Source organism: Acidobacteriota bacterium, from assembly GCA_028875725.1.
Taxonomy (GTDB): Bacteria; Acidobacteriota; Thermoanaerobaculia; order Multivoradales; family Multivoraceae; genus Multivorans.
In genome coordinates, this window is record JAPPCR010000006.1 from 595197 (window position 1) to 619216 (window position 24020).

The 24020-nt window shown below is 66.0% G+C and carries 18 protein-coding genes; 6 read left to right on the forward strand and 12 right to left on the reverse strand.

What is annotated here, in order from left to right:
- Positions 1–150: 150 nt before the first annotated feature.
- Genes OXI49_04475 through brxF form a run of 5 tightly spaced genes read right to left on the reverse strand, consistent with a single transcriptional unit; the run spans position 151 to position 10583 of the window.
- The gene (locus OXI49_04475) at positions 151–1497 is read right to left on the reverse strand and encodes an SIR2 family protein (GenBank protein ID MDE2689745.1); all 1347 of its coding nucleotides are present in this window, start codon (positions 1495–1497) and stop codon (positions 151–153) included.
- Positions 1494–4481: a DNA methyltransferase gene (locus OXI49_04480; protein ID MDE2689746.1), complete on the reverse strand. Its 2988-nt coding sequence runs from the start codon at positions 4479–4481 to the stop codon at positions 1494–1496. Before OXI49_04480 ends, OXI49_04475 begins: the two co-directional genes overlap by 4 nt.
- A complete protein-coding gene (locus tag OXI49_04485; GenBank protein ID MDE2689747.1) occupies positions 4471–6360 on the reverse strand; it encodes a putative DNA binding domain-containing protein in 1890 nt (629 codons plus the stop codon). The genes OXI49_04480 and OXI49_04485 overlap by 11 nt, the downstream gene beginning before the upstream one ends.
- Positions 6361–6366: 6 nt before the next feature.
- Positions 6367–10107, reverse strand: a complete 3741-nt coding sequence (locus OXI49_04490; protein ID MDE2689748.1) for a DUF6079 family protein — start codon at positions 10105–10107, stop codon at positions 6367–6369.
- The gene (gene brxF / locus OXI49_04495) at positions 10104–10583 is read right to left on the reverse strand and encodes a BREX-3 system P-loop-containing protein BrxF (protein ID MDE2689749.1); all 480 of its coding nucleotides are present in this window, start codon (positions 10581–10583) and stop codon (positions 10104–10106) included. Before brxF ends, OXI49_04490 begins: the two co-directional genes overlap by 4 nt.
- 95 nt (positions 10584–10678) lie before the next feature.
- Here brxF and map point away from each other — a divergent pair, with 95 nt between their 5' ends.
- The 5 genes from map to cyoE all read left to right on the forward strand — a co-directional run bounded on the left by map (position 10679) and on the right by cyoE (position 16450).
- Complete coding sequence (map, locus tag OXI49_04500; protein MDE2689750.1) at positions 10679–11425, forward strand: type I methionyl aminopeptidase; 747 nt, start codon at positions 10679–10681, stop codon at positions 11423–11425.
- A 98-nt stretch (positions 11426–11523) separates the two neighbouring features.
- Positions 11524–13311 carry a carboxypeptidase-like regulatory domain-containing protein gene (locus OXI49_04505; protein MDE2689751.1) on the forward strand — a complete coding sequence of 596 codons (1788 nt, stop codon included), beginning with the start codon at positions 11524–11526 and terminating at the stop codon, positions 13309–13311.
- A gap of 18 nt (positions 13312–13329) precedes the next feature.
- A complete protein-coding gene (locus tag OXI49_04510) occupies positions 13330–14511 on the forward strand; it encodes a CoA transferase (protein ID MDE2689752.1) in 1182 nt (393 codons plus the stop codon).
- A 77-nt stretch (positions 14512–14588) separates the two neighbouring features.
- Positions 14589–15566 (forward strand): COX15/CtaA family protein, encoded by a 978-nt coding sequence (locus tag OXI49_04515; GenBank protein MDE2689753.1) that lies wholly within the window; start codon positions 14589–14591, stop codon positions 15564–15566.
- Positions 15563–16450, forward strand: a complete 888-nt coding sequence (gene cyoE, locus OXI49_04520) for a heme o synthase (GenBank protein ID MDE2689754.1) — start codon at positions 15563–15565, stop codon at positions 16448–16450. Before OXI49_04515 ends, cyoE begins: the two co-directional genes overlap by 4 nt.
- Before the next feature lie 297 nt (positions 16451–16747).
- Here cyoE and OXI49_04525 read toward each other — a convergent pair whose 3' ends face one another.
- From OXI49_04525 to OXI49_04550, 6 genes are all read right to left on the reverse strand, one after another.
- Complete coding sequence (locus OXI49_04525) at positions 16748–17887, reverse strand: CaiB/BaiF CoA-transferase family protein (protein ID MDE2689755.1); 1140 nt, start codon at positions 17885–17887, stop codon at positions 16748–16750.
- Between the two features lie 4 nt (positions 17888–17891).
- Positions 17892–18572, reverse strand: coding sequence for a CoA pyrophosphatase (locus OXI49_04530; GenBank protein MDE2689756.1), 681 nt, complete (start codon positions 18570–18572; stop codon positions 17892–17894).
- Positions 18569–19624 carry an LLM class F420-dependent oxidoreductase gene (locus OXI49_04535; GenBank protein ID MDE2689757.1) on the reverse strand — a complete coding sequence of 352 codons (1056 nt, stop codon included), beginning with the start codon at positions 19622–19624 and terminating at the stop codon, positions 18569–18571. The genes OXI49_04530 and OXI49_04535 overlap by 4 nt, the downstream gene beginning before the upstream one ends.
- Before the next feature lie 87 nt (positions 19625–19711).
- Positions 19712–20257 carry a hypothetical protein gene (locus OXI49_04540; protein MDE2689758.1) on the reverse strand — a complete coding sequence of 182 codons (546 nt, stop codon included), beginning with the start codon at positions 20255–20257 and terminating at the stop codon, positions 19712–19714.
- A gap of 71 nt (positions 20258–20328) precedes the next feature.
- Entirely contained in the window at positions 20329–21276 is a 948-nt protein-coding gene (locus tag OXI49_04545; protein MDE2689759.1) for an SDR family oxidoreductase, read from the reverse strand.
- A complete protein-coding gene (locus OXI49_04550; GenBank protein MDE2689760.1) occupies positions 21273–22604 on the reverse strand; it encodes a UDP-glucose/GDP-mannose dehydrogenase family protein in 1332 nt (443 codons plus the stop codon). The genes OXI49_04545 and OXI49_04550 overlap by 4 nt, the downstream gene beginning before the upstream one ends.
- 205 nt (positions 22605–22809) lie before the next feature.
- Between OXI49_04550 and OXI49_04555 the strand changes: the two genes are divergently transcribed.
- Complete coding sequence (locus OXI49_04555) at positions 22810–23046, forward strand: SEC-C metal-binding domain-containing protein (GenBank protein MDE2689761.1); 237 nt, start codon at positions 22810–22812, stop codon at positions 23044–23046.
- 19 nt (positions 23047–23065) lie between these two features.
- Here OXI49_04555 and OXI49_04560 read toward each other — a convergent pair whose 3' ends face one another.
- A complete protein-coding gene (locus OXI49_04560; GenBank protein ID MDE2689762.1) occupies positions 23066–23974 on the reverse strand; it encodes an SDR family oxidoreductase in 909 nt (302 codons plus the stop codon).
- Positions 23975–24020: the final 46 nt, after the last annotated feature.

Sequence of the window (24020 nt, forward strand, 5' to 3'; positions counted from 1 at the left end):
AGGTGCTAATGCGAGGAAACGCAGTCGGCCGGCCGTTCGTGATCGCGGTCGCCAGCGGCGCCTCGGAGCTGATTGCTACCTCGATCTGGTTCGCCGACACCTCGTCGACGGTGCCAATTGCTCGGTCGCTTGGGTGTGAGCCGGAAGTCGTCACACGTTTGCTACCTTGCCGTCGGGCTCCTCGTTCTGCCCGCCTCCTCCGACATGCGGGTCTGGTCGTGTACGCTTCAGGATTTCGGTCATGGTTCCGAGGTTGAAGTCGATGTAGGGCTTCGGCAAGTAGTGCTCGACCAGCTCGAACAGGCTGCCAAAGTGCTCGCCGACCAGGATTGTGATCTGCTGCTCGCGCATGCTGGCCTTCACGAATCGCTCGGCCCGCCTGCCGGTGTCCTCGTAGGACAGGATCACGAGATGTGTCGACGGGATCGTGAGCATATCCCGGATCACCCGGTTCACGTGATCGTCACCGAAGCCGTAGCCGTAGGTGACCAACACGGTGTCGGGTCGGCAGACCGCGGCTGCGAAGTCACGAAACAGGTCTGCGTAGGGATACTCCAACGTCTCCGTGTCCTTAGCGGCATTCGGGTAGATCATCAAGCTGTTGGTTGCCCGTGAAGATACTTCGGAGTCAGTAGGTTCCGCGCCGAACGGAAGAGTGTGTTGGACGATCTCGGGGCCTCCTAGGTGAGTCTTGCGACTGTGCCAGTCGAGCGAGCCATGCAGCTTCGTGAGCCTCACGACGCCGTCGAGGTAGCGGGGCTCGCCGCGCAGCCCAGGGGGGTTGTAGTGCAGGTCGACAGCAGGGCGGGACGAGCGGAAGACTGGAGACAACCGTCCAACGAATCGATCGAGAACTCGGAGTCCCAGGAACTCGCAGCCGTACTCGATCAGTCTGTCGTAGTTCGTTGTAAAGATGTGCAGCCTTTCGCGAGAACCAGGGCGGTTACTGAAGGTCTGGAAGAAAGAGGATAGTAACCGTAGACCTTCTACGTGGCCGTCCGCGAAGGCGTCCCGGATCTGACGCTCCGAGAGGAGTAGTGCATGCCAAAAGTCCTGCAGTGCGGTTTCGTACTCCCGCTCCCATGTGCGGAGCTGGGCCGAGGCGTCCTTGTCCCCGTGGAGTCCAAGAATGCGGAGCCCACTGACGAGCTCTGCAACGGCACGCATCTGGTCTTCAAAATTCGGTTTACCGCGTGCCGAACGCTCGGCGGCATCTTCAGCGGCTTGCTGAATCGCACCCGCCATCTCGTGTCGAAACTCAACCATCCCCATATCCAGTGCTGCGACGTCCACTGCTGCGCCGACGGCCGTGGTCAGGCCACTACCTACGAGGAGGTTGACATGCTCGCCTTGGATCAGAGCAGAGAGCCAAGGCCGGATGTGGAGCTTCTGTTCTTCCGGATCAGGTGCCTCGTTCTTTGACCAGACATGGGTCCCGGCTCGAGCGTAGTGGGTGGGCCAGGCTGGAAGGCATGTGGCGTCGGCACTGCCGGTCATGAGGCGGTCCGGGTCACGGCCTGGTCATACCAGAGTAGGAGCTTTTGGTCCTCCTGCAGGACTGTCGGAGGAAGTCTGTCAGCGACTCGGATGATGGTGTCGTAGTCACCGTCTTGGTACGCGCGGAAGAAGCCAGCGCGGACGGCCTCAAGGCGGAAGAGCTTCAGGCGGCGCTGGGGTGCAGCGACGTACTCCTTGAACTCGCGGAGGAGGAGACCGTTGCGGCGCTTCTCTACGTCAGCAGCTTTCTTCGGGTCGGGTACGTACCAGCGACCGGCGCCCTTCGCTTTCAGAGCAGGGTGGTCTTTAGGGAGTTTGCGAAGGTCCTTGTAGTTCGTCGAGAGATAGGAGTGGATCTGGCTGGGGACATCACCCGAGCCGCCGTAGAGGAGGAAGTTCTGGTCTAGCATGTCAGATAGTTCGGGTAGCTTCTCGTGCTTCAGTTGACTCCGCAGTTCGCGCAGGAAGGCTGGGTGGAGATCCTGAAAACTCTGAGGTTTGTGGAGCAGTTGCTGTCTCAGCCATTGGATCGTCGTCGCCTCGTCGCGGACGAAGATCTCCAACTGGGCCACCTCGCTGGCTGCCATTCTCTTCCGGTCGTACTCCGTGACCTGGTCGGGAAGGAAGACCATGCCGTCGCGTTCGGGGTAGCGCTGGCTGACGCCGACCAGGAACTCGCCCACGGACAGGGGCACGGCGACCTCGCGAAGGACATGGAAGGCGACCATGCGGTCGAAGAGGATATGAGGCTGCCGCTCGTGGACAATCTCGGTCCGGCCGTCCTTGGCCACGAAAACTGGAAGTTGCTTCAAGTGTGTGCGTAGGAAGTCCCAGGCGGCGTCCTCAGTGCCTTTGGTCAGCTCGAAGCGCCCTTCCAGGCCGTCGTTTGGCTTGTAGGCTGAGATGATGAGGTCCTGTTTGACGGCTGTGCTCGTTACCTGTTTGAACGATCCCTGGCTCTTGTCCATAGTCCGCACGTCGGCGACGACAAAACCTGCCGCGAGCAGCCCTTCCTGAATCGCCGTCCAGACCGCGTTGCTGGAGTTATGGAAGACTACAGTAATCCAGCGACCTGGCTTGAGGACACGTCTGTACTCCTCGAACGCTCGTTGCATCAGGCGCTGGTACGTGGGTAGGCCCTTAGCTCTGACGCGATCGACAATTGCCTCTGGCGCCGCATTTGTCAGCACACCGTGCCAGGATTCGATTAGGAAGTTCAGGTCAGCGTAGTAGATGTTCTCGCCGAAAGGGGGGTCGGTGAAGATGTAGTCTACGGAACCGTCGGGGACGCTAAGGGCCGCCGCCGTTCCCGCCGTCACGATACATGGGGCTCGTCCTTTGTCGTTGGCAGAAAACGCCTTGGCAAGCCGGGACAGCTTGTTGCCGAGGTTGTATCTGGGTGACACTTCTGCGATCTGGGAGCCTACGTAGTACACGCCGGACAACTGCCGATTGACTTGCGAACCGCCGAGCCGGCCGTGTTGGACCGGCTGGTAGCGATTGAGAAGGGACATCCCCCAGACGGCCTGCTCGACGAAGTAGAGCAGCATGTGTCGGACTCGTGGGTCCGAGTAGGAGCTGGCACGTCGCCAAAGAGCGGTCAAAGCGTGTGCGGCCCTTGGGAGGTAGAGGTGGTGTATGGCGGTTGTCTTCGTTGTTGCCATCCGCCCGACCCGAGTCATCTGGCATTCGGGAAGCGAATTGACTGGGAAGGCAGCCGGCAGCGGCATGGATGCGATCCGCTCGAGCAGGGCGGTGTCCGCTGATGTCGGGGTCTTTTCGTACCGTTCTCCGCCCACTCGATAGTGAATCAGGGCAGGTACACGTTTCGGACGTTGTCGCACCTCCCCGGTCGCAGGATCGACGTAGTTGTCCAGGCGGAGTTCCATGTTCTCCTTGCGGGCGACGGCACTGCACTGGGGACAGGCGATGGTCGGGTCGGTACGGCCTGTGGTCCTGTCTAGAGCTTCCAGCACGAAGACGAGTTCGGCGCCGCAGTTCAAGCAGCCGAAGACCTCGCTCCAGACCGTGTAGCTGATTCGCCCCTTCGTCCGCTCGTCCGTGTGCAGTGTCTCGTACATCCAGCCCAGTTCCGCATCGACCTCGTCGAGCAGTTTGCGACCAGCCTCGGCGAATTCGTCCACCTCGATGGGCAGCGTGTAGTTCGCCGCGATGAAGCCTGCGAGCGGGGATAGGTCGTTCAGGATGGCCCGGCGAGCGCCCCATTTTGGCTTCCCCAGGCCCTGCTCCGCCCACGTCGCTTCGAGACGCTGGCGGTAGCTCTTCGGTGCCGACTCGCACCATTGAGCCGCGACGCCGGTCATCCCGGAGCCGGAGAAGCCGTCGAGAACGAGATCGCCTGGTTCGGTGTAGTGGAGCAGGGAAGGGAGGATCGCTAGATGGGGCACCTTCGTGTGGTAGCCATGCGCTCGGTAGACGGCGTGTGTCTTCCCTTCCTTGACGTCGACGGCGAAGGGTGTGCGGCGGTATGGCTCGTCAGGGTCGTAGGGCTTACCGTACGTTGCTACGAACTCGTCCAGAAAGGGATTCGGGCAGGCGGTGTGCAAGGGCGGGTCGGACAGATTCAGGATGTCCTCGATTTCGCCTTCGGGGAAGCCGACCTCGTCCTTCCAGCGCTGGAGCAGGCCCTTGGTGCGATCCGCCGAGCGCATCCGTTCGACGAGCGTGCGGAGTTGCGCTTGGCTGCCCATGGGCCAATGCCGAATGGCCGAGAGCCGAGCCACGGCGTGCTCGGCACCGTCCCAGGGAACACCGTCGAGCCGAGTGTGGAGTTCCTCCAGCCCCTTTCTCAGCCTGCCCAGAAAGTGCTCCCGGCGTTCGTCGTCGCTCTCGAAGGTCAGCCCCAGGCATTCGACCGGGCCGTCGTTGGAGCCGTTCGTTGAGGAGGCCTTGTACAGCTTGTCTTGTGTGGGCGGCTCGGCGCGGCCACCGCGCACAGCGCCCGTCCACATGTCATTGGGCATCGGGGCGCTCTCCTTGGGTCGTTGCTGCGCTCTTGGCAGAGGCGCTCAGACGACGGGCCTTGATCGCGATGCCAGCCGGAGTGAGCACATAGGCTTGACGCGGATGGTGAGGCTGATCCGGATGAGTCATCTGGAGAACCCCCGTGTGCAGCAGGGGGTCCAGATGCTGCGCCTTGAAGTAGCCCCGGTTCTTCATTCTCACTGCCGACATCAGCTCGGCCAGACGGCGGGGCGTATCGCAGAGCCGGATGATCCGATCCTGAACGGCCGTTAGCTCCGCCAAACCTGGACCTTGTGCAGTGGACAAGTTCGCCGTTGGCTGGCCGGGTTGTGCAGTGGACAAGTCTCCGGGCGGTGGTGCGGAGGGAGCGTCCGAGGACCGGAAAGCTCCGGCACGACCTAGTTCGCCAAGCTGCTCCTCAAGGTGAGCGGCCGGGACGAACAAGGGAGCCTCGGAGCCTTCAAGCGGCGAGATCAGCGCCTGAGCCGTCAGCCTGTTGAGGACGGCCATGACGTCGCCACCGGAGAGACCCGTCACGGCCCGAACATCGCCAAGTCGCAGACGTCCTTCGCGGCAGGCGAACGCGAACGCCCTGGATTCCGGGTCGCTCAAGCGAACCCCCAAGCTCGCTTGAAGGAGGAGTTGCCGTTCAGAGACGAGCTCCTCCTTGAGGAGAGTGATCTCGAAGGTCTTCTCGACCCTGTCGCTGGCGATGACAGGCGGCACGTGACCGAGCTGCCGCTGGTGGCCGAAGATGGCGCGAAGCCCTGAACCTGCCTGCTCACTCAGACCGATGCGACGGAAGGCCGTGACTATCCTCGGGTTGCGGACTGCCGTCCCTTGCGGTTCCAGGAGGGCCTCCGCCGAGACGAAAGCGTCTCCGGGGTTCCACAGCGACGTGCGGTCGTCATACGAGTGGATCTCCGCCTTGCGCGAGTGGTCGGCATAGTCCTGATGTATCAGCAGGTTGATCGCCGCCTCGCGGAACGCCGCGTAGTCCGGGGGACGATCGGCTCGTTGCAGCGTCTCCGGGTGGAGAGCGAAGGGGACCTCTGCGCGTTGCAGATAGCGATTGTGAAGTACCTTCCACGCTTCTATGAGGTTCGACTCGATGACGAGTCGGTCCGTCCATCGCTGGTCGTCGAAGCCGTCGGGCCAGTCACCGCGGTGCCACTGCCAGTCGACAACCGGTCGCGGCAGGAGTTGGTGGAAGGCCGACGGGCTACCGAACAACAGGACCGCCGCACGGGTTGGTAGGAGGCGGTCGCCCTTCTCGACTATGAGGCCCCATTCAAGAAGGAAGTCCGTGTCTGACCATTCCGGGTCATGGCTCAGGTTCCGATCTTCAAGGAGACGTCGGTACCAGCGGACGGACGAGGCGTCGAAGCACCGTTCGGGGTCGAGGTCCACCGCGACGCTGTCATAGGTGACGTCTGCGGCGTCGCGGAGCAACCGTTCGATCTCGGCTGGTGTACACCTTTCGTCGGCCGCCCCGCGGCGGAGAAACGAGAGCTTGATGTCTCCATTCAGATAGACAGGTTTGTCCTGTCTCTGGGCTTCTGGAATGTAGAAGACGATCAGCGCCTTGCCTTCATCCTCTAGGAGCTGACCTTCGGCTTCGATGGCTCGGTTGAACTTCTGACCGGAGCGCAGAACTGTGAGGAAGTCGTTCTGCACTCTGTCGACTTCGATGACACCGACGACCTCAAGGTCGCCGTCTTTGTCGCGGACGCCGAACACGAGCCGGCCGCCTTGCGTGTTCGCAAACGCGGAGACGGTTGTGTAGGCCTCTCCTGGAACGCCACGTTGGGCGGCCTTGAACTCCAGATCTTCCCACTCGTAGCCCTTGATACGCCGGATGAGTTCTTCCCTGTTCATGAGAAGCTACTCGAGCACGATCCGGACCCTCGCCGGATCCTCTCCCTTGGTGAGACTGTCCACGTACTTCGCGAACCGCTGCTTCATCTCAGTGGGAGCTGCGGGCGACCCGCCGTCGAGCAGGGCAGTGCGGACCTCCCCGATGTTTGCCTCTACTTTGACAAGCCCCGATAGGACGGCGCGGACTCCGTCGATGAGCTCAGATGTCAGCGACTCGGGTAGCTCTCCGGACCGTAGGAAAGCCTCGACGGGCGTGCGGCGCTCAGGATCGAGCAGGGCGATGTTCTCGCTAGTCGAGGGATCGTCCAGGTTCGCGAGCAGTGTCTCGGACCACGCCTTCAGTATCCCGTCGAGGCGGTCGTCAATGCTCGCCAAAGCCGTGGCTACGCCTGGAGAGGAGTCCTCCATTGAAGGCCTGAACTCGCAGTGGGAGCAGGTCGGCCTTGCATCGAGGTCTTCCTTGGTCAGCGCGAAACAGGTCGTTAGCCGCTCAAGTCCCTTTCGCAGGTCCTCCAATTGCCGAGTCGGTAGCAAGTCGATGGCCGAGAGGGTGTCGAGTCGCGCGAATCGTACGTCCCGAAGCAGGGCCGTCTTCCGGCGATCGTCGTTGACACCGAGCCGAGCCTTGGTGTGGAGGGTGAGGTACCGTTCAATGTAGTCCCGCTTGAGATCGTCGAGTGCGCTTAGCACTCGCCGGCGGACCGTAGCGGTGTCCTGGGGCGAGCGGTTCGCCAGTTCCGCGAGGACCGCTTTCCTTGTCGTCTGCAGCTGACGCGTCCATTCTTCGGAGGATGGGCCCGAGTTGGAGAGTGCGGCCTCGGCCGCGGCGAAGTAGGTCTCCGCGGGCGCAAGTTCCACTGCCAGACGTTGGGCGCTCTCGGCCTCGTCAAGAGCACGGATCGCCGCCTTGTGGCTCCTGACGTCACGGGCGTCCGGCCTGAAGTTCTTGAGCTTTCCGGGTGTGTTGAAGGCCTGGACCGTCTCCAGGAAGTTCTTGGTCCGTGCCAGGTTGAACACCGGATGCGCGGTCTCTTCCTCGCGGACGAGCGTTTGCCCCCAGAACTGAAGGCCGCCCCGAACCGCGTCTTCGGCGCGGACCAGACGGTCGATCATCTGCTGGACGCCGACTTGAAGTTCGCGAACCGGCGCCTCCTTGCCTTGGGTGACGAGCGCGGCGACGCCCGGGCTCTGGCCTAGCAGCTCGAACAGGGCGCGGAGGCCCGGGACGTTCCATTCCTTAGGTGGCTCGACATGCTTGAAGCGGGCCAGTTCATCGACCGAGATGGCGGCGATGGTCGAGAGGTCCGAGGCATCGAACTTCCTGCCTGACACTAGGAGGACGAGGGCCCCAGCGTGCACCAGCGCCGCAAGCAGCACGACCACCCACTCGGGCTCCAAGCGGAGGGTTTGCGGGGCCATGTACTCGACGCCGAGTAACTCCTGGATCAACTCTGATCGGTTGACGACCTGGCCCTGGCCCTTTCGGCCCAAGGCATCCAGAATGTGTCGTGCGTACCGCGAGTTGTCGGGGTCCAGGCGTTCACCGTCGAGAAGCTCGAGCGCATCCAGCACGGCGGCAGCCTGCCTGGTCCTGGATGCTCCGGCTATGCGCCGTAACGCGTCCTGTGCTGCCTGCGGACGGCTCTCCGCGGTGATCAGCACCGAGAAGCTGGGATACTCCGGTGCCCGGTCTGCGAAGTGGGCCTCCAGACAGATGCCGGCAACTGCGTTCATCAGGTCGCGCAGGTTGATCCGTGAGGGAGTCGTCGCCGCGGAGAGCCCCGGAACAGCTTGACCTTCTGTCCATGCGAGCAGCGGCTTGCGCCGACCCCGATGGACCACTTCAAAGGCCGAGTCCATGTGCTCTTGAAGCCAGACGACCAGGCTGCGAAGAAAGCCGGAGGCCTTCGACTCGTAGGTAGCTTTCGCGTGGCCGGAGGAGGTCGAGGCAAGTTCGGCCGCAGCCGCGTAGCTGCGCAGGATGTTCCGAAACTCGTCGTCCGCGCCCGTCAGATGGACCAAGACCTCGTCCTGTGCCCTCTCGTCCTTGAAAGAGGGGGGCTCGTTGGGCTGAAGGAAGTAGATGTAGAAGTCTCGCGGCGGTACGGCCGTGGATCGTTCGTTCGGAGCGCCGAAGAACAGGTAACCCTGACGTGCCGCCTTGCGGCTGCGCCATTCGAGATCGTGCTCCCAGATGCGGTAGCCCGTGACATAGGTTTCGTCCGTGCACTCCATCGCCTGGCGAAGCGCCTGGTAGTAGTACCGGTCGAGCCGTGCCGGGTCGAGGCTCTCCGCCCGCCGCTCGATCAGGGCGTCGAAATCGTCCGTCTTCTTCAGGTCGAGGTAGTACTGGCCGTTCTCCGGGTTGGACGAGATGAACTGGCCGCTGACCGTCCGGTGGATCTCCCGGAGGACGGTCGCTACTTGAGAAACCAGGTCGTCGGTGGGGTCGCCCCCGAGGTCTTCGATGCCCTCCTGGTAGAGGCAGAGGCTGTCCCGCAGTTCAGCCGGTGTGGCGCCGAGAGGAGTGTCCAGACCTCCGGTGGTCAGTCGGTGGACCGAGAGCGCATGGATGATGCGAAGCGCCATCGGCTTGTAGTTCGGTCTGCCAAACGCCTGCTCCACTCGGGACTCGAGTACCTGACTGCAGTCGATGACAGCCTTGATGTCGGGAATGGTGCGGAAGGACGGGTTGCCTCGCAGCGTGGACCAGTAGTCGTCGTAGGCGATCAGGCCCGGGTGTTCCGAGGGCAGTTCGCACGCCAGAAGTCCCTTGATCGACAGTGAGAGGGTCTTCAGCACCTCCCGCTTCTCGGCTGCGGTTACGCGCTCGAACGTATCCACATAGTCGGGGTGAACAGGAAACAGGTCGACAAACTCGTCCAGCCGTTCGTTCATCCGTTCGTAGAAGCGGGTGAAGGGCGAGAGGTACTCGCGGATGCGGGCGTGTTGCTCGCCTGACTTCCGCAGCAGGCGCTGCGCGACGACGTACTTCACGTCCTGTCGGGCGATGTGGACCTGTTCGAAACGGTCGCGAACGCGCCGGACGCTTTCGCCGATGAAGGCGAAGCGGTGGTGGTCGAAGACAGCCTCTTGAACGCCGGCCACAAACCGGAATCGGAGGTCCTTGCAGACTTCGCCAACCTCGCGCAGGAAGTTCAGGTCGAGGATGATCTGCTGATCGTCGCGGCTGCGGAGATAGTCCAGCAGTTCGTCGACCACCAACAACAGACCGTGATCGGGATGCTCTGCAAGGAAGGCCGTGAGCATCTCCTCGAAGGCCCGTTTGCTGCTCGAGACCTCGGCGACGCTCGGGAAGGAGTACGCGACCCCGAGGGCGCGGAGACCTTCCTCGAGGGTGTCGACCACGATGTCGCGCAGAGGCATCGTCGTGGCCCCGATCTCCGTTCGAACGACCTTGAACTTGCCGGCTATTGCGACGGCCTGCTCGGAGACACCGGAGTGGGTGAGGACCTTCGCCAGGTCCTCATGCTCGGCAACACCGGAGATGACGGACATAAGGTGTGACTTGCCGGTGCCGTAGTTGCCGACGATGAGGATGCCCTTGTTGTCGGCCGGCGTGTCGTACTGAAGCTGCGGAAAGACCACGGACGTGAGCTTCTCGGCCATCTCGTCGGAGATCACATAGGTGCTCACGAGGCGGCGGGCCGCTTCGGTTTCGTCCGCGTCGCGAAGCTGAACGACGGTCTCGATCGGGTCGAACTGGACGAGGTCTTCGTACTTCATCCTGCGGCGGGTTCGACGTTGACGATCTGAACGTCGTCGATCGGGTAGTGGCGATACTCGGGATGGCCGGGTTCGGCGTAACGGAGGTGGTTGCCGTGAGTAGCTCCGCTCCAGGCAGCGACCACGGTCCACTGGCGCGAGAGGTCCTTCAGGAGGCGGAACGGGTTCTGACGGAGTGCGGTGTCGAACAGCAACTCCAGCCTGTCGAGCAGAACGACTTTGCTGTCCAGTTCGGCGAGTACTGCTTCAAGGAGCCGCCGGACTTGGCGGGGACGCTGAGACGAGGTCAAGTGGAGGAGACGGCGAGAGAGTTCCAAGTTCACGTTGACGAGAGGAGCGCCCGCCGCTTCTGCGACTTCCTCCAACACTGCGGCCTTGCCTCGGCCGTTGGAACCGACGAGAAGGACGAGGCGCTCGCTTCGTTGCTCGGCGTGGTGGATCGCCACTGTCACTTTCCGGGCGAGATCGGTGGTCATCAAGCGCTGCCGGTTATCGGGTCTTGGGGGCGACGACGATCATCGCGGGACTCTACACGCCGATACGCTTGGTTGGCTGCGGTAGCCTGACGTCGATGACGATCGGCGGCCGTGAAGAGCTGGAGGCCCTGCGCCGGGCGGGTCGGGTAGCGGCCCGATGTCTGGCGCGTATGGGCGAGGCGCTCGAGCCGGGCATGACGACCGCCGAACTCGATCTGATCGGTCGGGAGTACATGGAAGCGCGCGGCGCGCGTTCGGCGCCCGAGTTCTGCTACGACTTCCCGGCCGCGACCTGCATCAGCGTCAATGAGGAAGTCGCGCACGGCATCGCGGGCGACCGGCGGATCGAGGCGGGCGATCTGGTCCACGTTGACGTGTCGCTCGAACTCGACGGCTACTTCAGCGATACGGGCGCGGCGTACCCGGTGCCGCCGGTGAACGAGGTGCGGCGGCGGATGATCTCGGCCACCCGGCGGGCGCTGCGGGAGGCAATGCGGCAGGCGCGCCACGGTCGCCGCCTGCGCCACATCGGCCGCGCGATCGAGGAGACGGCGACCAGGGCTGGTTTCGGCCTGATCCGCAACCTGGGCTCGCACGGCATCGGCCGCTCGCTCCACGAGGAGCCGAAGTTCGTGCCTGGCTTCGACGACCCGAACGACGACCGCTTCCTGCATGACGGCATGGTGCTGACGATCGAGCCATTTCTTACCAACGGCCGCGAGCAGGCGAAGACCGCGAAGGACGGCTGGACGCTGCTCAACAGGCCCGGAACGACGACGGTCCAGTTCGAGCACACGATCATCGTCACCCGCAAGAAACCGCTAGTGATGACCTTGCCGTAGGTGGTTCGTACGTGAGTACTCCTCGTCACTGGCAAGAAGCCTCTGGTGATGACGCTGCCGTAGCGGGTGGAGCGGGGAGGAGCGAACGGCGACGGGGCGTGATCGGCACGGTTCTCGGCCTGAGCCTTGTCCTGGGGGCCGCCGCTTCCCATGCCCAGGAAACGGACGGACCCGCCGGCCGGACGGCGGACGAAGTGGCTCCCGTCGTGCTGAAGGCGGTCGCCTACCGGACCGTCTCGGCCGAAGTGACGCTCGTGGCCAGGAACGCGGACGGCGCCGAGCAGGAGCTGCCGGTGGTCAGTGGTCAGCCGTTCCAGGTGTTTCTGTTCGAGCCCGGACCCTGGAACGTCCGGCCGGCGTCCGGCAGCGGGTTCTGGGGTCGTGAGGTCTACATCGACCCCGACCTGGAGCCGGACGATCCAGGCGAGCCGGGGCCGGAGGCCGACGGCAGCGATGAGCCGGCCCCCTCGGTCGTGCCGGTCTTCGAGGTGCCGGTTTTCCCGGCGGTTTCCGGTTCGGGACGGGTGGTCGGTCCGCGGCGCCCGGTTTCGGAAATCCTGATCCTTCTCGGCGACGTCGACTCCGAGCGGATGGACCCGCGCTTCAGCCTGAAGGGAGCGAGGATCCGGTGCCCGGTGGCGGACGACGGCCGCTGGTCCTGCGACTTGCCGGGCACCCTGGTTCACATCGTGTTCTGGCTGCCCGGACACTCGCCGGAGTACCGCTGGGAGACGCCGTTGTTCGGCCGGCGGCAGCTTCGCATGGGCGACCAGAGGCTCGTCCCCGGCGCCAGTCTGGCCGGTTTCGTCGCCGCGGGGCCGGGCTTCAGGGAGTTGATCGAACGTTGCGTCGTCCACGTGGCGAAGGCGGATCCCGCGTTCTGGACGACCGGTCTCGAGGACGTCGTGACGACGGTGGAAGTGGCCAGGGACGGTTTCTTCCAGGCGCCGGGACTGGGTCCCGGCCACCATTGGATCCAGGTGGACTGCGACAGCCGGGTGGCCGCGCGCGCGGGTCCCTACACTCTCCAGAGGAACGCCGAGATGTTCCCCCGGAAGCGGATTCCGCTCATGCGAAGTCACCTCCTGGAACTCTCGGTGCTCCCGGCCGATTCGCCTTACGACAGCCACTGGGTGGCACGCTTGAAGCAGGTCGAGCCGGAGAACCCGGTCGAGTTCTGGCGCCAGTATCGGCCCGGGGACTATCCGCAGCAGAGGGCGGTGGTCGAGAACGGCCGCGTCCAGTTCTACGTGCCGGGCAACGGCGCGTTCAGTGTGGAGATCACGGACGAGGCGGGCGGGCGGTTCGGCGGACTGGACTACCTCGAGGTCGTGAACGATCTGACCGCGGCGGTCGAACTCGACCTCGTGCCGGTCGTGGGACGCCTCATGCTGGACGAGGTTCCGGTGCCCGGGCTCGTGTTCTTCGGCGGTCGCCAGACTTCGCCCGAACTGACCTTCCGGAGCGACAACGAAGGCTGGTTCCGGGGGGCTCTGCCGGGACGGGAGGGCTGGCGGGTCGACGCGGTGGCGCCGGAGTACGAGTTGATGCAGTTCTTCCACGATGTCGACATCCCAGTGGACGAGCCGCTGGTTCTGGAACTCGCCGACATCGTTGTCCAGGGCCGGGTGCGCAGCGCGTCCACGGGTCAGCCGGCGGAGCGCGCCATCATCCGCTTCGAGTCCGCGGAGGGGCAGCTCGTTCACCAGGCGACCGCTGGCGAAGACGGCTCCTACTCCGCTCGCGGCGTCCCGCCGGGCTGGGTCCGAATCTCGGTTCGGCGCTTGACTCCGGACAGTTGGGAGGTAAGTGATCCCTTCGAGACGATTCTGAATCCGCGCCAGTCCCTGACCGTGGATTTCGTGTTGCGGGAGCGCGTGCAGTAGCTGGTACCCTGCGCCGCCATGGGTCCGCTCGACGGCTTGCGGGTGATTGAACTGGCGACGATGGTCTCTGGGCCGATCGCCACCATGCTGCTGGCGGATCAGGGCGCCGAAGTGATCAAGGTCGAGGCGCCCCCGGGCGGCGACATCATGCGCCGGCTGGGACCCCAGCGGGGCGGCGTCACGGCCGGGTTCGCGACGATCAACCGGGGCAAGCGGTCCCTGGTCCTCGACCTGAAGCACGAGCGCGGCATCGGGATCCTGCTCGACCTGATCGGCACCGCCGACGTCTTCGTCCAGAACTTCCGGCCCGGCGTGGTCGACAAGCTGGGACTGGGCGCCGAGCGCCTGCGCGAGCTGAACCCTCGTCTCGTCTACGTTTCGATCAGCGGCTTCGGGCAGGAAGGACCGTACGCTCAGAAGCGCGTGTACGACCCGATCATCCAGGCCCTGTCGGGATTCGCCGACATCCAGGCCGATCGCGTCACGGGTGAGCCGAAGATGGTGCGGACGATCATCCCGGACAAGGTGACCGGCCTGACCGCGGCCCAGGCGATCACGGCGGCGCTGCTGGCCCGCGAACGGACGGGCGAGGGCCAGCACCTGGAACTCGCGATGCTCGACGCGACGATCTCCTTCACCTGGCCCGAGGGCTTCGTGCGCCAGATTCTGGTCGGCGGCGAGGTCGCGCACGGCCGTCCCGGCTCGACCAGCGACCTGATCTACCAGACCGCCGACGGCTACATCACGGCGTCCACGATCTCGGACGCGGAGTGGGAGGGCATGGCGCGGGCCACCGGGCACCTCGAGTGGCTGGAGGACGAGCGCTACAACACAGCGGCGGGGCGGATCTCGAACGCGGACTCGCGCCTGGGCATGGTCGGCGACGTCATGCGGCAGCGCACCTCCGCGGCGTGGATCGCCGCGCTCGAAGCGGAGGACGTGCCCTGTGCGCCGATCCTGACCCGCAACGAGGTGCTGACCGACCCGCAGGTGACCGAGAACGAGCTGCTGCGGGAAGTCGATCATCCGCAGGTCGGCCGCATGAGGGTGCCTCGTCCGGCGGCGAAGTTCTCGGGCACGCCGCCGGCGCCGGTCGCGCCGTCGCCGGCCCTGGGCGAGGGCGCCGACGACCTGCTGGGGGCGTTGGGCATGACCGCCGCGGAAATCGACGAATTGCGCCGGCAGAAGGTCGTCGGCTGAGTCGGCTCGGGCGGCGTATTGTGGCCGGTCGGAAGGGTCTGGAAGGGGCCGGCCGGCGGGGATAGAGTGCCTCGGTCGTGCGCTGGCTGCACTACTACCTCCGGCTGCTGGCCGCGGCGTCCCTGCTGCTGATCGCGGCCGGCGGCCTGGTCACGAGCACCGACTCGGGGCTTGCCGTTCCGGACTGGCCCAACACCTACGGCTACTTCATGTTCGCCTTCCCGTTCTCGAAGATGGTGGGCGGCATCCTCTACGAGCACGGTCACCGCCTGATCGCGAGCGTGGTGGGTCTGATGACGATCGGTCTGGCGGTGTGGGCCTCCCGCGTCGAGACCCGTGCCTGGGTGCGTCGACTGGCCTGGACGGCGCTCGCCGCGGTCATCGCTCAGGGACTGCTCGGCGGCATCACGGTGATCTACCTGCTGCCGAAACCGATCTCGATCAGCCATGCCGGTCTGGCCCAGCTCTTCTTTGCTCTGGTCGTGAGCCTGGGCATCTTCACGTCGCCGGGCTGGCGAAGGGGCTTCGGGCGGTCGGAACCGCTGGGCGACCCGCTGCTGGCCCGGCTCGCACTGGCCGTTCCGGTGCTCGTGTACGTCCAGATCCTCCTTGGCGCGACGATGCGTCACAACGACGCCGGGCTCGCCATCCCGGACTTCCCGCTGGCCTTCGGCCGGTTGCTGCCGCCCGAGTGGAGCCTGGGCATCTCACTTCACTTCGTGCACCGGCTGGGCGCTGTCGCCGTGACCGTCGCGGCGGTGGCCCTGATCGTGCGCGTTCTCAGGGTTCATCGGCACCGGCCGGAGCTAGCCCGCGCGGCGCTGCTGCTGGGGACGGTGCTGCTGGCTCAGGTCGGCCTCGGCGCATGGACCGTCTGGAGCGGCCTGCAACCGCACATCAACACGGCGCACGTGGCGACCGGCGGCCTGCTCTGGGTCGTCTCGGTGGCGCTGGCGTTGCGGGTGCACCGCGCCTGGTTCGGCGACGCTTCGTCCATCCGGGCTACCCGCTTTGCGACGAGCACCGGTGACGCCCCCGGGCGGGTCCCGGCGTGACGCTCCTCGCCGCGGAAGCGACACGGCCGAACCGTGCCGCCCTGTGGCTGGCATTGGCCAAGCCGCGACTCAACGCCCTGGCCGTCGCCACGGTCGGCATCGGCTACTACCTCGGGGCCGGCGCGCTCGACCTGGGAGTTCTTCTCTCCGTCCTGGCTGGCTCCGGTCTAGTCGCCGCCGGCGGAGCCGCCTTCAACCAGGTCGCCGAGCGAGACCTCGACGCCCTGATGATCCGGACCCGCTCCCGGCCCCTGCCCCTGGGCGGCATCTCGCCGCCGGCCGGCCAGCTCTTCGCCACCGTTCTGAGCATCGCGGGTCTCATCGTCCTTGCCCTCGGCGCCAACCCGCTCTCCGCCGTTGTGGCGTTGGCGACCCTCGTCAGCTACGCCTGGATCTACACGCCGCTCAAGCGCAGGACGTCGCTTGCCGTCCTCGTCGGAGCCGTTCCCGGCGCCTTGCCGCCGGTCATCGGCTGGACCGCCGCGACCGGCACTCTGACCGTCGAAGCCTGGCTCCTCTTCGGCATCGTCTTCGCCTGGCAACTCCCGCACTTCCACTCGCTGGCCTGGCTCCACCGCGACGACTACGCCCGAGCGGGCTTCAAGGTGCTGGCAGTCGCCGACTCGAGCGGTCGCCGCACGGCCCTGGAGTCCCTGTCCTGGGCTTTGCTGCTGGTCGTCCTGAGCACACTTGCCGCCGCGGTCGGCCTGACCCCTCTGAGTTTCGCCATTGCGGCTGCCGCTTTCGGCGGTGTCTTCGTTCTGTTCGCCATGCGGTTTGCATCCGACCGCAGCCGCGCACGCGCCCGGACCCTTTTTCTGGGTTCGCTGGTCGTTCTGCCTCTGATCTGGATCACCTTGGTCGCGGGCCACGCCACCCTATAAGGAGCGAGGCTTCGCCTCGCCGTTTCTCCCGGCCGGCGAGGACGCCGGCGCACCCAGTGTGAACCGGCGTCGAGTAGCGGCGGCCACGTTCACGGCAGGGCGTCGAGCCTGCGGCGGTCCGGGGGGAAGGGTGCCAGCGGGCTGGAGGCAAGCGACGCCCGACGCCCGCACGCTTACCTCCGACCTGACGGAGCGCAGCCGACCGAAGCGAGCGCTCACCTCCCATCCACCAAGAAAGCGTGAGCGTCCGCTGGCACCCTTCCCCCCGGACCGCCGCAGGCGGCATGCACCACCGCGCTATGCGGTTCCGGGAGCGGTCCCGAACTCGGCGCGGATCGCGGCGCCGTGCTCGTCGAGTTCGGGAACCGGCGGCAGGCGTTTTCCCGGTTCGTTGGGGGCGGTAGCGGGTGCGACCATGTCGATCTCGGTACCGTCGGGGAGAGGCTGTCTGGCCCGGCGGAGTTGTGGATGCCGTGACAGGGCGGCGACGTCGTTCAGGAAGCCGTAGGCGATACGCGCCTGGTTCAGGGCGGTCTGGATCGAGGCCCGGTCGTGTCGCAGGAAGACCGCGCCGATCACGGCTTCGACCTTGTCGCGGGCATTGGCGCGGTCCACGTTCCGCGGGTAGGCGTCGGCCAGTTCCGGCTGGTCGAGAACCTCGTTGCACAGCCGCACGAACTCGCGGTCGTTCTGGACACCGATCAGGACGGAGTCGCCGTCCCCGAGCCGGAACAGTCCGTAGGGCACGATCGTCGGATGGCCGAGCCCGACGCGCGGCCAGTCGAGCCCCTGCTGCTCGAAGCTCAGCAGGGGCACGGCCATCCAGTCCGCCATCGTGTGGAAGAGGGTGGCCTCGACGTTGCGGCCGGCGCCCGTGCTCTCGCGCTCGATCAGGGCTTCGAGGATGGCGGAGTAGGCGTAGATGCCGGTTGCGAAGTCGCAGATCGACACGCCGACCCGGCCGGGCTCTGCCGGCGAACCGGTGATCGATGCGACGCCGCTCTCGGCCTGGACCAGGAGGTCGTAGGCGCGCATCGACCGGTACGGACCCTCCTCGCCGTACCCCGAGATGTCGCAGGTGATCAGCCGCGGGTGACGCTTGCCGAGGTCCTTCGACCCGAAGCCCGCGCGCGCGGCGGCGCCCGGAGCGAGGTTCTGGATGAACACATCCGCGCGCTCGACCATCCGTTCGAGCAGGGTCCGGTCCCGCGCGTCCTTGATGTCGAGAACGATGGACTCCTTGCCGCGGTTCAGCCAGGCGAAGTAGGCCGAGACGCCGCCGCTGCCGTCGTAGCCGCGGGCAAAGTCGCCGCCTTCGCGCTCGATCTTGATCACCCGGGCCCCGGCGTCGGCGAGCCGGCAGGTAGCCAGCGGCGCCGCAACCGCTTGCTCGATGGCCACCACGAGGACGCCGTCGAGAGGCCGGCGCGGGGTCATCGAGTCAACGCCAGGCGAAGACCGGCTGCTCGTAGTGGGCCACGCGGACATCGTTGCCGCGAAGCACGACCTCGAGCATCTGGTAGACGATCGCCGCCGTCGGCGAATGGACGAGGCCGCCGCGGATCGGCATGGAGAGCACGGGGTTCTCGCTCTCCGGTATCTCGCGAAGCACGGGCACGTCCGGGCGGTCCAGGTCGATCAGCGGAATGCGGTAGGCCCTGTAGACCTCGGCCGGATTCGGCTCCAGCTTGCGGTAGCCGTCGCACCAGAAGACGACCGGCGTGATGACGAAGCCGGAGCGCGTGCCGAAGTCGTCGAGTCGCCCGAGGACGGCGGACGAGTCGAGGTCGAGGCCCACCTCTTCGTGGAGCTCGCGGAGCGCCGCCTGCTCGGGTGTCTCCGCCTCGTCGATCCGGCCGCCCGGGAGAGCCCACTGGCCGCGGTGGCGGCGCAGCCGGAGCGACCGCCGCGTGAGCAGGAAGCAGCCGCGGCCGCCCTTGTCGGGTAGCAGCGTCACGGCGACCGCGGCGTGCGCGTTCGCCGGCGTCGCGCCGGTGTGGCCGGAAGCCTCCGCTGCCCGCGCCGCGGCGGCTTCCGGGTCGAGCGCGCGCTGCTCGAAGCGTCCCAGGTTCCGCTCGGCGTGCGCGAGAAGTTCCGTGCCGTGCCGTGCCGGAAAGCTCATTCTCCGGCGGGAGCCTCCTCGCGGACCAGCTCCAGGAACCGGCCCAGGGTGTCGAGCCGCTCGCGGACCGTGGCTCCGGCCGGGTTGAGGCGCAGGGTCGTCACGCCGGCGTCGCGGTAGGCGCGAATGCGCTCCCGCACGCGGGCTTCGTCGCCGATCAGGGTGTTGCCGAGCACCATCTCGTCCGGCACCCGCGCCGCGGCCTCTTCCCGCTTGCCGGAGATCCAGAGAGCCTGCACCTCACGGGCGGTTTCGATGAAGCCGGCACGGCGGTAGGCGTCGTTGTAGAAGTTGGTCTGCGCCGAGCCCATCGCGCCAAGGGTGAAGGCCATCGCCGGCTTGCGGCGGGCGGCCATCCGCTCCAGGTCGTCGCCGAACTCGACGTCGCCGCCGACCTGGATGTCGATGTCGCCGAACGACCTGCCGGTGCGCTCGGCGCCGGCGCGCATCGCAGGAAAGAAGGCGTCGGTGTGCTCCGGGATGAAGGACGTGCCGAGCCAGCCATCGGCAACCTCGCCGGTGTACTCCAGGGATTTCGGACCGAGGGTCGCAAGATAGATCGGCATCTCGGGTCGCGCGGGCTGCGACATGCGGATCGCCTTGCCCTCGCCGCCCGGTCGGGGCAGGGTGTAGTGCCTGCCGTCGTAGGCGATCTTTTCGCCCGACAGGGCGATCTTCAGGATGTCGACGTACTCGCGGAGGCGGCCCAGCGGCATGGCGAAGGGCACGCCGTGAAGACCCTCGACCACCTGAGGGCCACTGACGCCGAGACCGAGCACGAAGCGGTCCTTCGAGATCGACGCCAGCGACATCGCTGTCATGGCGGTCATCGATGGCGCTCGCGCCGAGATCTGCATGATGCCGGTGCCGAGGCGGACCCGCTCGGTCCGCCCGGCGAGAAAGGCGAGCGGCGTCACCGCGTCGGTGCCCCAGGCCTCGGCCGACCAGACGTCGTCGATTCCCATGCGGTCCGCCTCGACGACGTACTCCGCCAGGGCATCCCAGTTCGTTCCGGAGGCGTACGCGCTCCCTATCCCGATCGCTGTGCGCATTTCTGGTTACTCCTACCTCGCGGCCCGCGCCGCGAGCTCGACACCGGACCGCTTCGTTACTCGTTGGTTGGCGTGGGCGAGATCCGGCTACTGGACGGCGGAGGCGCGGACGAAGTAGTTCTTGCGGATGTCGGGACGGCCCTCGGCGCCTCGTCCGGCGATGGTCTGCAACAGGTCGCCCTGCTTGGTTATCTCCCAGATCTGCTGTACGTCCGCCTCGAAGCCCGGCAGGCTGACCGTGAACGAGACGGTGAGTTTCTTCTTCCGCCATCGGGCCCGCACTTCCTGCATCCTGCCGCTGCCCAGGTCGGGCGCTGCGTGGCGCTTGTTGTCCGTGACGTAGGTCACGTTGACGTGCTGCGGGGTGGGCCAGTCCCGCCGTCGGCTGGTCTGAGTCAACTCGACGTCGTCGCCGACCAGGCGGAACTCGATCTCGATGTCGGCCGCGTTCGGTTGCGGTCGATCGTGACGCCCGGGCCAGGGCGCGTCGCTGCGTGAGATGTCCTTCTGCCAGATGCCGACGAAGCGTTCGTCCTGGGCGGCTGCCGGCGCGCCGGCGAACCAGACGACGGCGAGCGCGGCGCCGAGGATAGTGGTGAATAGGCCTCTGCGGCTTGGAGCAATCGGGTTCATGGACATTTCCTCATGGCTGGTTCTGTCCATTGGGACGGCTGTGCGGATCGACTGATCCTACAGGTCCGGTCTCACTGGTCGCCCAACAGGTCCGCGAAGTACCGGATCGTCTTCTCGAGGCCGGCCTCCAGGTCGATCCGGGGCTCCCAGCCGAGCAGGTCGGTGGCCCGGCCGATGTCGGGCTGGCGCGTCTTCGGGTCGTCGACCGGCAGGGACTGGAACTCGATCTCGCTGCGGCTCCCGGTCAGGCTCCGAATCACCCGGGCGAACTCGAGCACGGTCATCTCGCGGGGGTTGCCGAGGTTGACCGGGTCGGTCTCCGAGGAGTTGAGGAGCCGCCAGACCCCTTGGACCAGGTCGTCGATGTAGCAGAACGAACGCGTCTGGCTGCCGTCGCCGTAGACGGTCATGGGTCTGCCGGAGAGAGCCTGGCGGATGAAGTTCGGCACGACGCGGCCGTCGCGGAGCCGCATCCGCGGTCCGTACGTGTTGAAGATGCGGACGATCCGGGTGTCCAGTCCGTGGATCCGGTGGTAGGCCATGACCATCGCTTCCGCGAAGCGCTTCGCCTCGTCGTAGACGCCTCGCGGACCGACCGGGTTCACGTTGCCCCAGTAGGACTCCGGCTGGGGGTGGACCAGGGGGTCGCCATAGACCTCCGAGGTCGAGGCGAGCAGGTAGCGGGCGCCGTGGTGCTTGGCCAGACCGAGCGAGTTGTGGGTTCCGAGCGATCCCACCTTGAGTGTCTGGATCGGAAGCTCCAGGTAGTCGACCGGGCTGGCGGGCGAGGCGAAGTGGAGGACGTTGTCGACGTCGGGTCCGACATAGACCGGCTTGCTGACGTCGTGCTCGATCAGGGTGAAGCGCTCGTTCTCGCGGAGGTGTTCGATGTTCGCCGGGCTACCGGTGATGAAGTTGTCCACGCAGTAGACCCGGTGGCCCTCGGCGAGCAGCCGTTCGCAGAGGTGGGAGCCGATGAACCCGGCGCCGCCGGTGACGACGGAAAGCGGTTGGCTCACGAGGCCTTCACTCCCGGAACTGCAGCGGCCGGGACGGCGTCGGCGCGCCCGAGCGAGGAGTATCTGAGGCCGGCGTCCGCCACGCGTCCAGGCTCGTAGAGATTGCGCAGATCGAGTATCTGAGGCTCGCGCAGCAACTGCCTCAGCCGCTCGAACTCGAGCGCCCGGAACTGGTTCCACTCGGTCAGGATGACCAGCAGGTCGGCGTCCTCGGCCGCTTCGTACGGGTCACTGCAGTAGACGGCTTCCGGGCGAATGCGGCGGGCGTTCTCCATCGCCGCTGGATCGTAGACCCGGACCGTCGCGCCCCGCGACAGGAGGTTCTCGAGCACGAACATCGCGGGAGATTCACGGATGTCGTCCGTGTTGGGCTTGAAGGACAGTCCCAGCAGCGCCACGTTCCGGCCTTCGGGACTACCGAGCACGGACTCGATCCTGGCGAGCATCCGTTCCTGGATTCGATGGTTGACGTGAAGGGTTGCTTCGACGATCTCGGCTCGGGCGCCGGCGTCGCGCGCCATGGAAACCATGGCCCGCGTGTCCTTGGGAAAGCATGACCCGCCGAAGCCCGGCCCCGGGCGCAGGAACAGCGGTCCGATCCGGCGATCCAGGCCCATGCCATGGGCAACGACCTGGACATCGGCCCCGGTTCGCTCGCACAACTCCGCCACTTCGTTGATGAAGGAGATGCGGGTGGCCAGGAAGCTGTTGGAGGCGTACTTGATCATCTCCGCGGTCTCGACGTCCGTGACCACGATCGGGACGCCGCGCGCGCGGAGCGGCGAGTAGATCTCGAGCATGATGTCGGTGGCGCGCTGGTCGCGGCTGCCGATGACCAGGCGGTCCGGCCGCATGAAGTCCTCGATGGCCGAGCCCTCGCGCAGGAACTCGGGGTTGCTGACAACGGAGAAGGTGCGGCCGCGACCGATGATGTCTTCGATCATTCGGCCGGTGCCGACCGGCACGGTGCTCTTGGTGACGATTGCCTTGTAGCTGTTGAGCCTTCCACGGATTGCCTGGGCCACCTCGCGGACGTAGCGGAGATCCGAAGAGCCGTCCTCGCGGGGCGGCGTGCCGACGGCGATGAAGACAGCCGTTGCGGCTTCAAGAGCCGGCCCCGGCTCGGTCGTGAAACCCAGGCGTCCGGCTTCCTCGTTCTTGGCAACCAGGGTCGCCAGGCCTGGCTCGTAGATCGGAATCCGGCCCGCCTGCAACTGGGCGATCTTCGTCCGATCCTGGTCGACGCAGACGACGTCCATACCGAAGTCGGCAAGGCATGCGCCCGTGACCAGGCCGACGTAGCCGGAGCCGACGACGCAGATTCTCATGTCAGCCTCGGCTTGCGTGTGGCGGTCATATCGTCCGGGCTGGGGATCGTCCGGGGCGGGTTGCCGGCCGGCCATTGCCGGCCTCGCCCGGGGACGGTACGGCTGCTATGTTACAGGGCTCGAAGCGCTTCGTTTGCCCGGCTGCGGCCGGCGGGCGAAACGAGAACATGCGAAGGACCGGCAGACGAAGGACCACGGTGAGTCGATGAAGGGCGGACGAAGGCTGAGCAACGCGATCTCGACCCGCAAATCGGTGGTTACCGCGCCGCGGCGCTTCAGCAAGGTGCAGCGCAACGAACCCTGCCCCTGCGGCAGCGGCAGGAAGTACAAGGACTGCTGCTTCAACAAGGGCGAGGCGTTCCTGCGGAAGCTGGAACGCCAGCGCTTCAAGGAGCAGCAGAAGGCCGACGGAACGCCCTGGTACGTCCGCTGGCTGACCTGATCCGGCGCCAGGAAGCGCGCTAGACCGGCGTCGGCTCCGCCTTCTCGTCGACCGCCGCGTCGTGGTCCTGCTTCGCCTTGAGAAGCTGCGGCATGATCAGGTCGATGTCGCGGTTGTCCCACATGCCGTCCTTGCTGAACTTCCGGATCACCTTGGGCTGCTGCATGATGCCGACCCAGCCGCGCATCACGTCGATGATCTGGGCGGTCATGTCCGCGCCCGCGTCGGATGCCAGCCAGGCGCAGACCGGCGCGATCTGATTCGGGCTCTGCTCCGGCGCGTCCTCGTCGATCTTCATGCCGCGGCCGGCTCGCAGTTCGGCCGTCATGCGCGTCGTCGCGCCCGGCGAGATCGTGTTCACGGTGCAGCGGTACTTGGCCAGCTCCAGCGCCAGCACCCGGGAAAGACCGGCGATGCCGGCCTTGGCGGCGGCGTAGTTGGACTGGCCGAAGTTGCCGTAGAGGCCGGACACGGAGGAGAAGTTGATGATCCGGCAGTCCGGGCGGTTCGTCTCGCGGATGTAGCGGGCGAACGGCCGGCTGCAGCAGTAGTGGCCCTTCAGGTGGACGTCAAGCACGGCGTCCCAGTCGGTCTCTTCCAGGTTGAAGATCGTCCGGTCACGCAGAATGCCGGCGTTGTTGACGAGGACGTCCAGACCACCGAACGAGTCGATCGCCGTCTGAAAGATGTTCTGACCGCCCTCGACCGTGGCGACCGAGTCGTAGTTCGGTACGGCCGAACCGCCGGCGCTCCGGATCTCCTCGACGACCTCGTCGGCGATCCGTGAACCGCCGGTGCCGTCGGTCGCGCCGCCCAGGTCGTTGATCACGACGTTGGCGCCCTCTTCCGCGAACTTGATCGCGATTCCCTTGCCGATGCCGCGGCCGGCGCCGGTGACGATTGCCGTCCTGCCTTCGAGGATTCCCATCTCTTCGTGTCTCCGTCGGTTGGTCCTGCTGTCGATCGCGGCCGGT

Coding starts and splice junctions, on each gene's coding strand:
- OXI49_04535 (MDE2689757.1), bottom strand. CDS start 19,624: ATGCGCACAGCGATCGGGATAGGGAGCGCGTACGCCTCCGGAACGAAC.
- OXI49_04525 (MDE2689755.1), bottom strand. CDS start 17,887: ATGACCCCGCGCCGGCCTCTCGACGGCGTCCTCGTGGTGGCCATCGAG.
- map (MDE2689750.1), top strand. CDS start 10,679: ATGACGATCGGCGGCCGTGAAGAGCTGGAGGCCCTGCGCCGGGCGGGT.
- OXI49_04475 (MDE2689745.1), bottom strand. CDS start 1,497: ATGACCGGCAGTGCCGACGCCACATGCCTTCCAGCCTGGCCCACCCAC.
- OXI49_04490 (MDE2689748.1), bottom strand. CDS start 10,107: ATGAAGTACGAAGACCTCGTCCAGTTCGACCCGATCGAGACCGTCGTT.
- OXI49_04540 (MDE2689758.1), bottom strand. CDS start 20,257: ATGAACCCGATTGCTCCAAGCCGCAGAGGCCTATTCACCACTATCCTC.
- OXI49_04550 (MDE2689760.1), bottom strand. CDS start 22,604: ATGAGAATCTGCGTCGTCGGCTCCGGCTACGTCGGCCTGGTCACGGGC.
- OXI49_04485 (MDE2689747.1), bottom strand. CDS start 6,360: ATGAACAGGGAAGAACTCATCCGGCGTATCAAGGGCTACGAGTGGGAA.
- OXI49_04555 (MDE2689761.1), top strand. CDS start 22,810: ATGAAGGGCGGACGAAGGCTGAGCAACGCGATCTCGACCCGCAAATCG.
- OXI49_04510 (MDE2689752.1), top strand. CDS start 13,330: ATGGGTCCGCTCGACGGCTTGCGGGTGATTGAACTGGCGACGATGGTC.
- OXI49_04530 (MDE2689756.1), bottom strand. CDS start 18,572: ATGAGCTTTCCGGCACGGCACGGCACGGAACTTCTCGCGCACGCCGAG.
- brxF (MDE2689749.1), bottom strand. CDS start 10,583: ATGACCACCGATCTCGCCCGGAAAGTGACAGTGGCGATCCACCACGCC.
- OXI49_04480 (MDE2689746.1), bottom strand. CDS start 4,481: ATGCCCAATGACATGTGGACGGGCGCTGTGCGCGGTGGCCGCGCCGAG.
- OXI49_04560 (MDE2689762.1), bottom strand. CDS start 23,974: ATGGGAATCCTCGAAGGCAGGACGGCAATCGTCACCGGCGCCGGCCGC.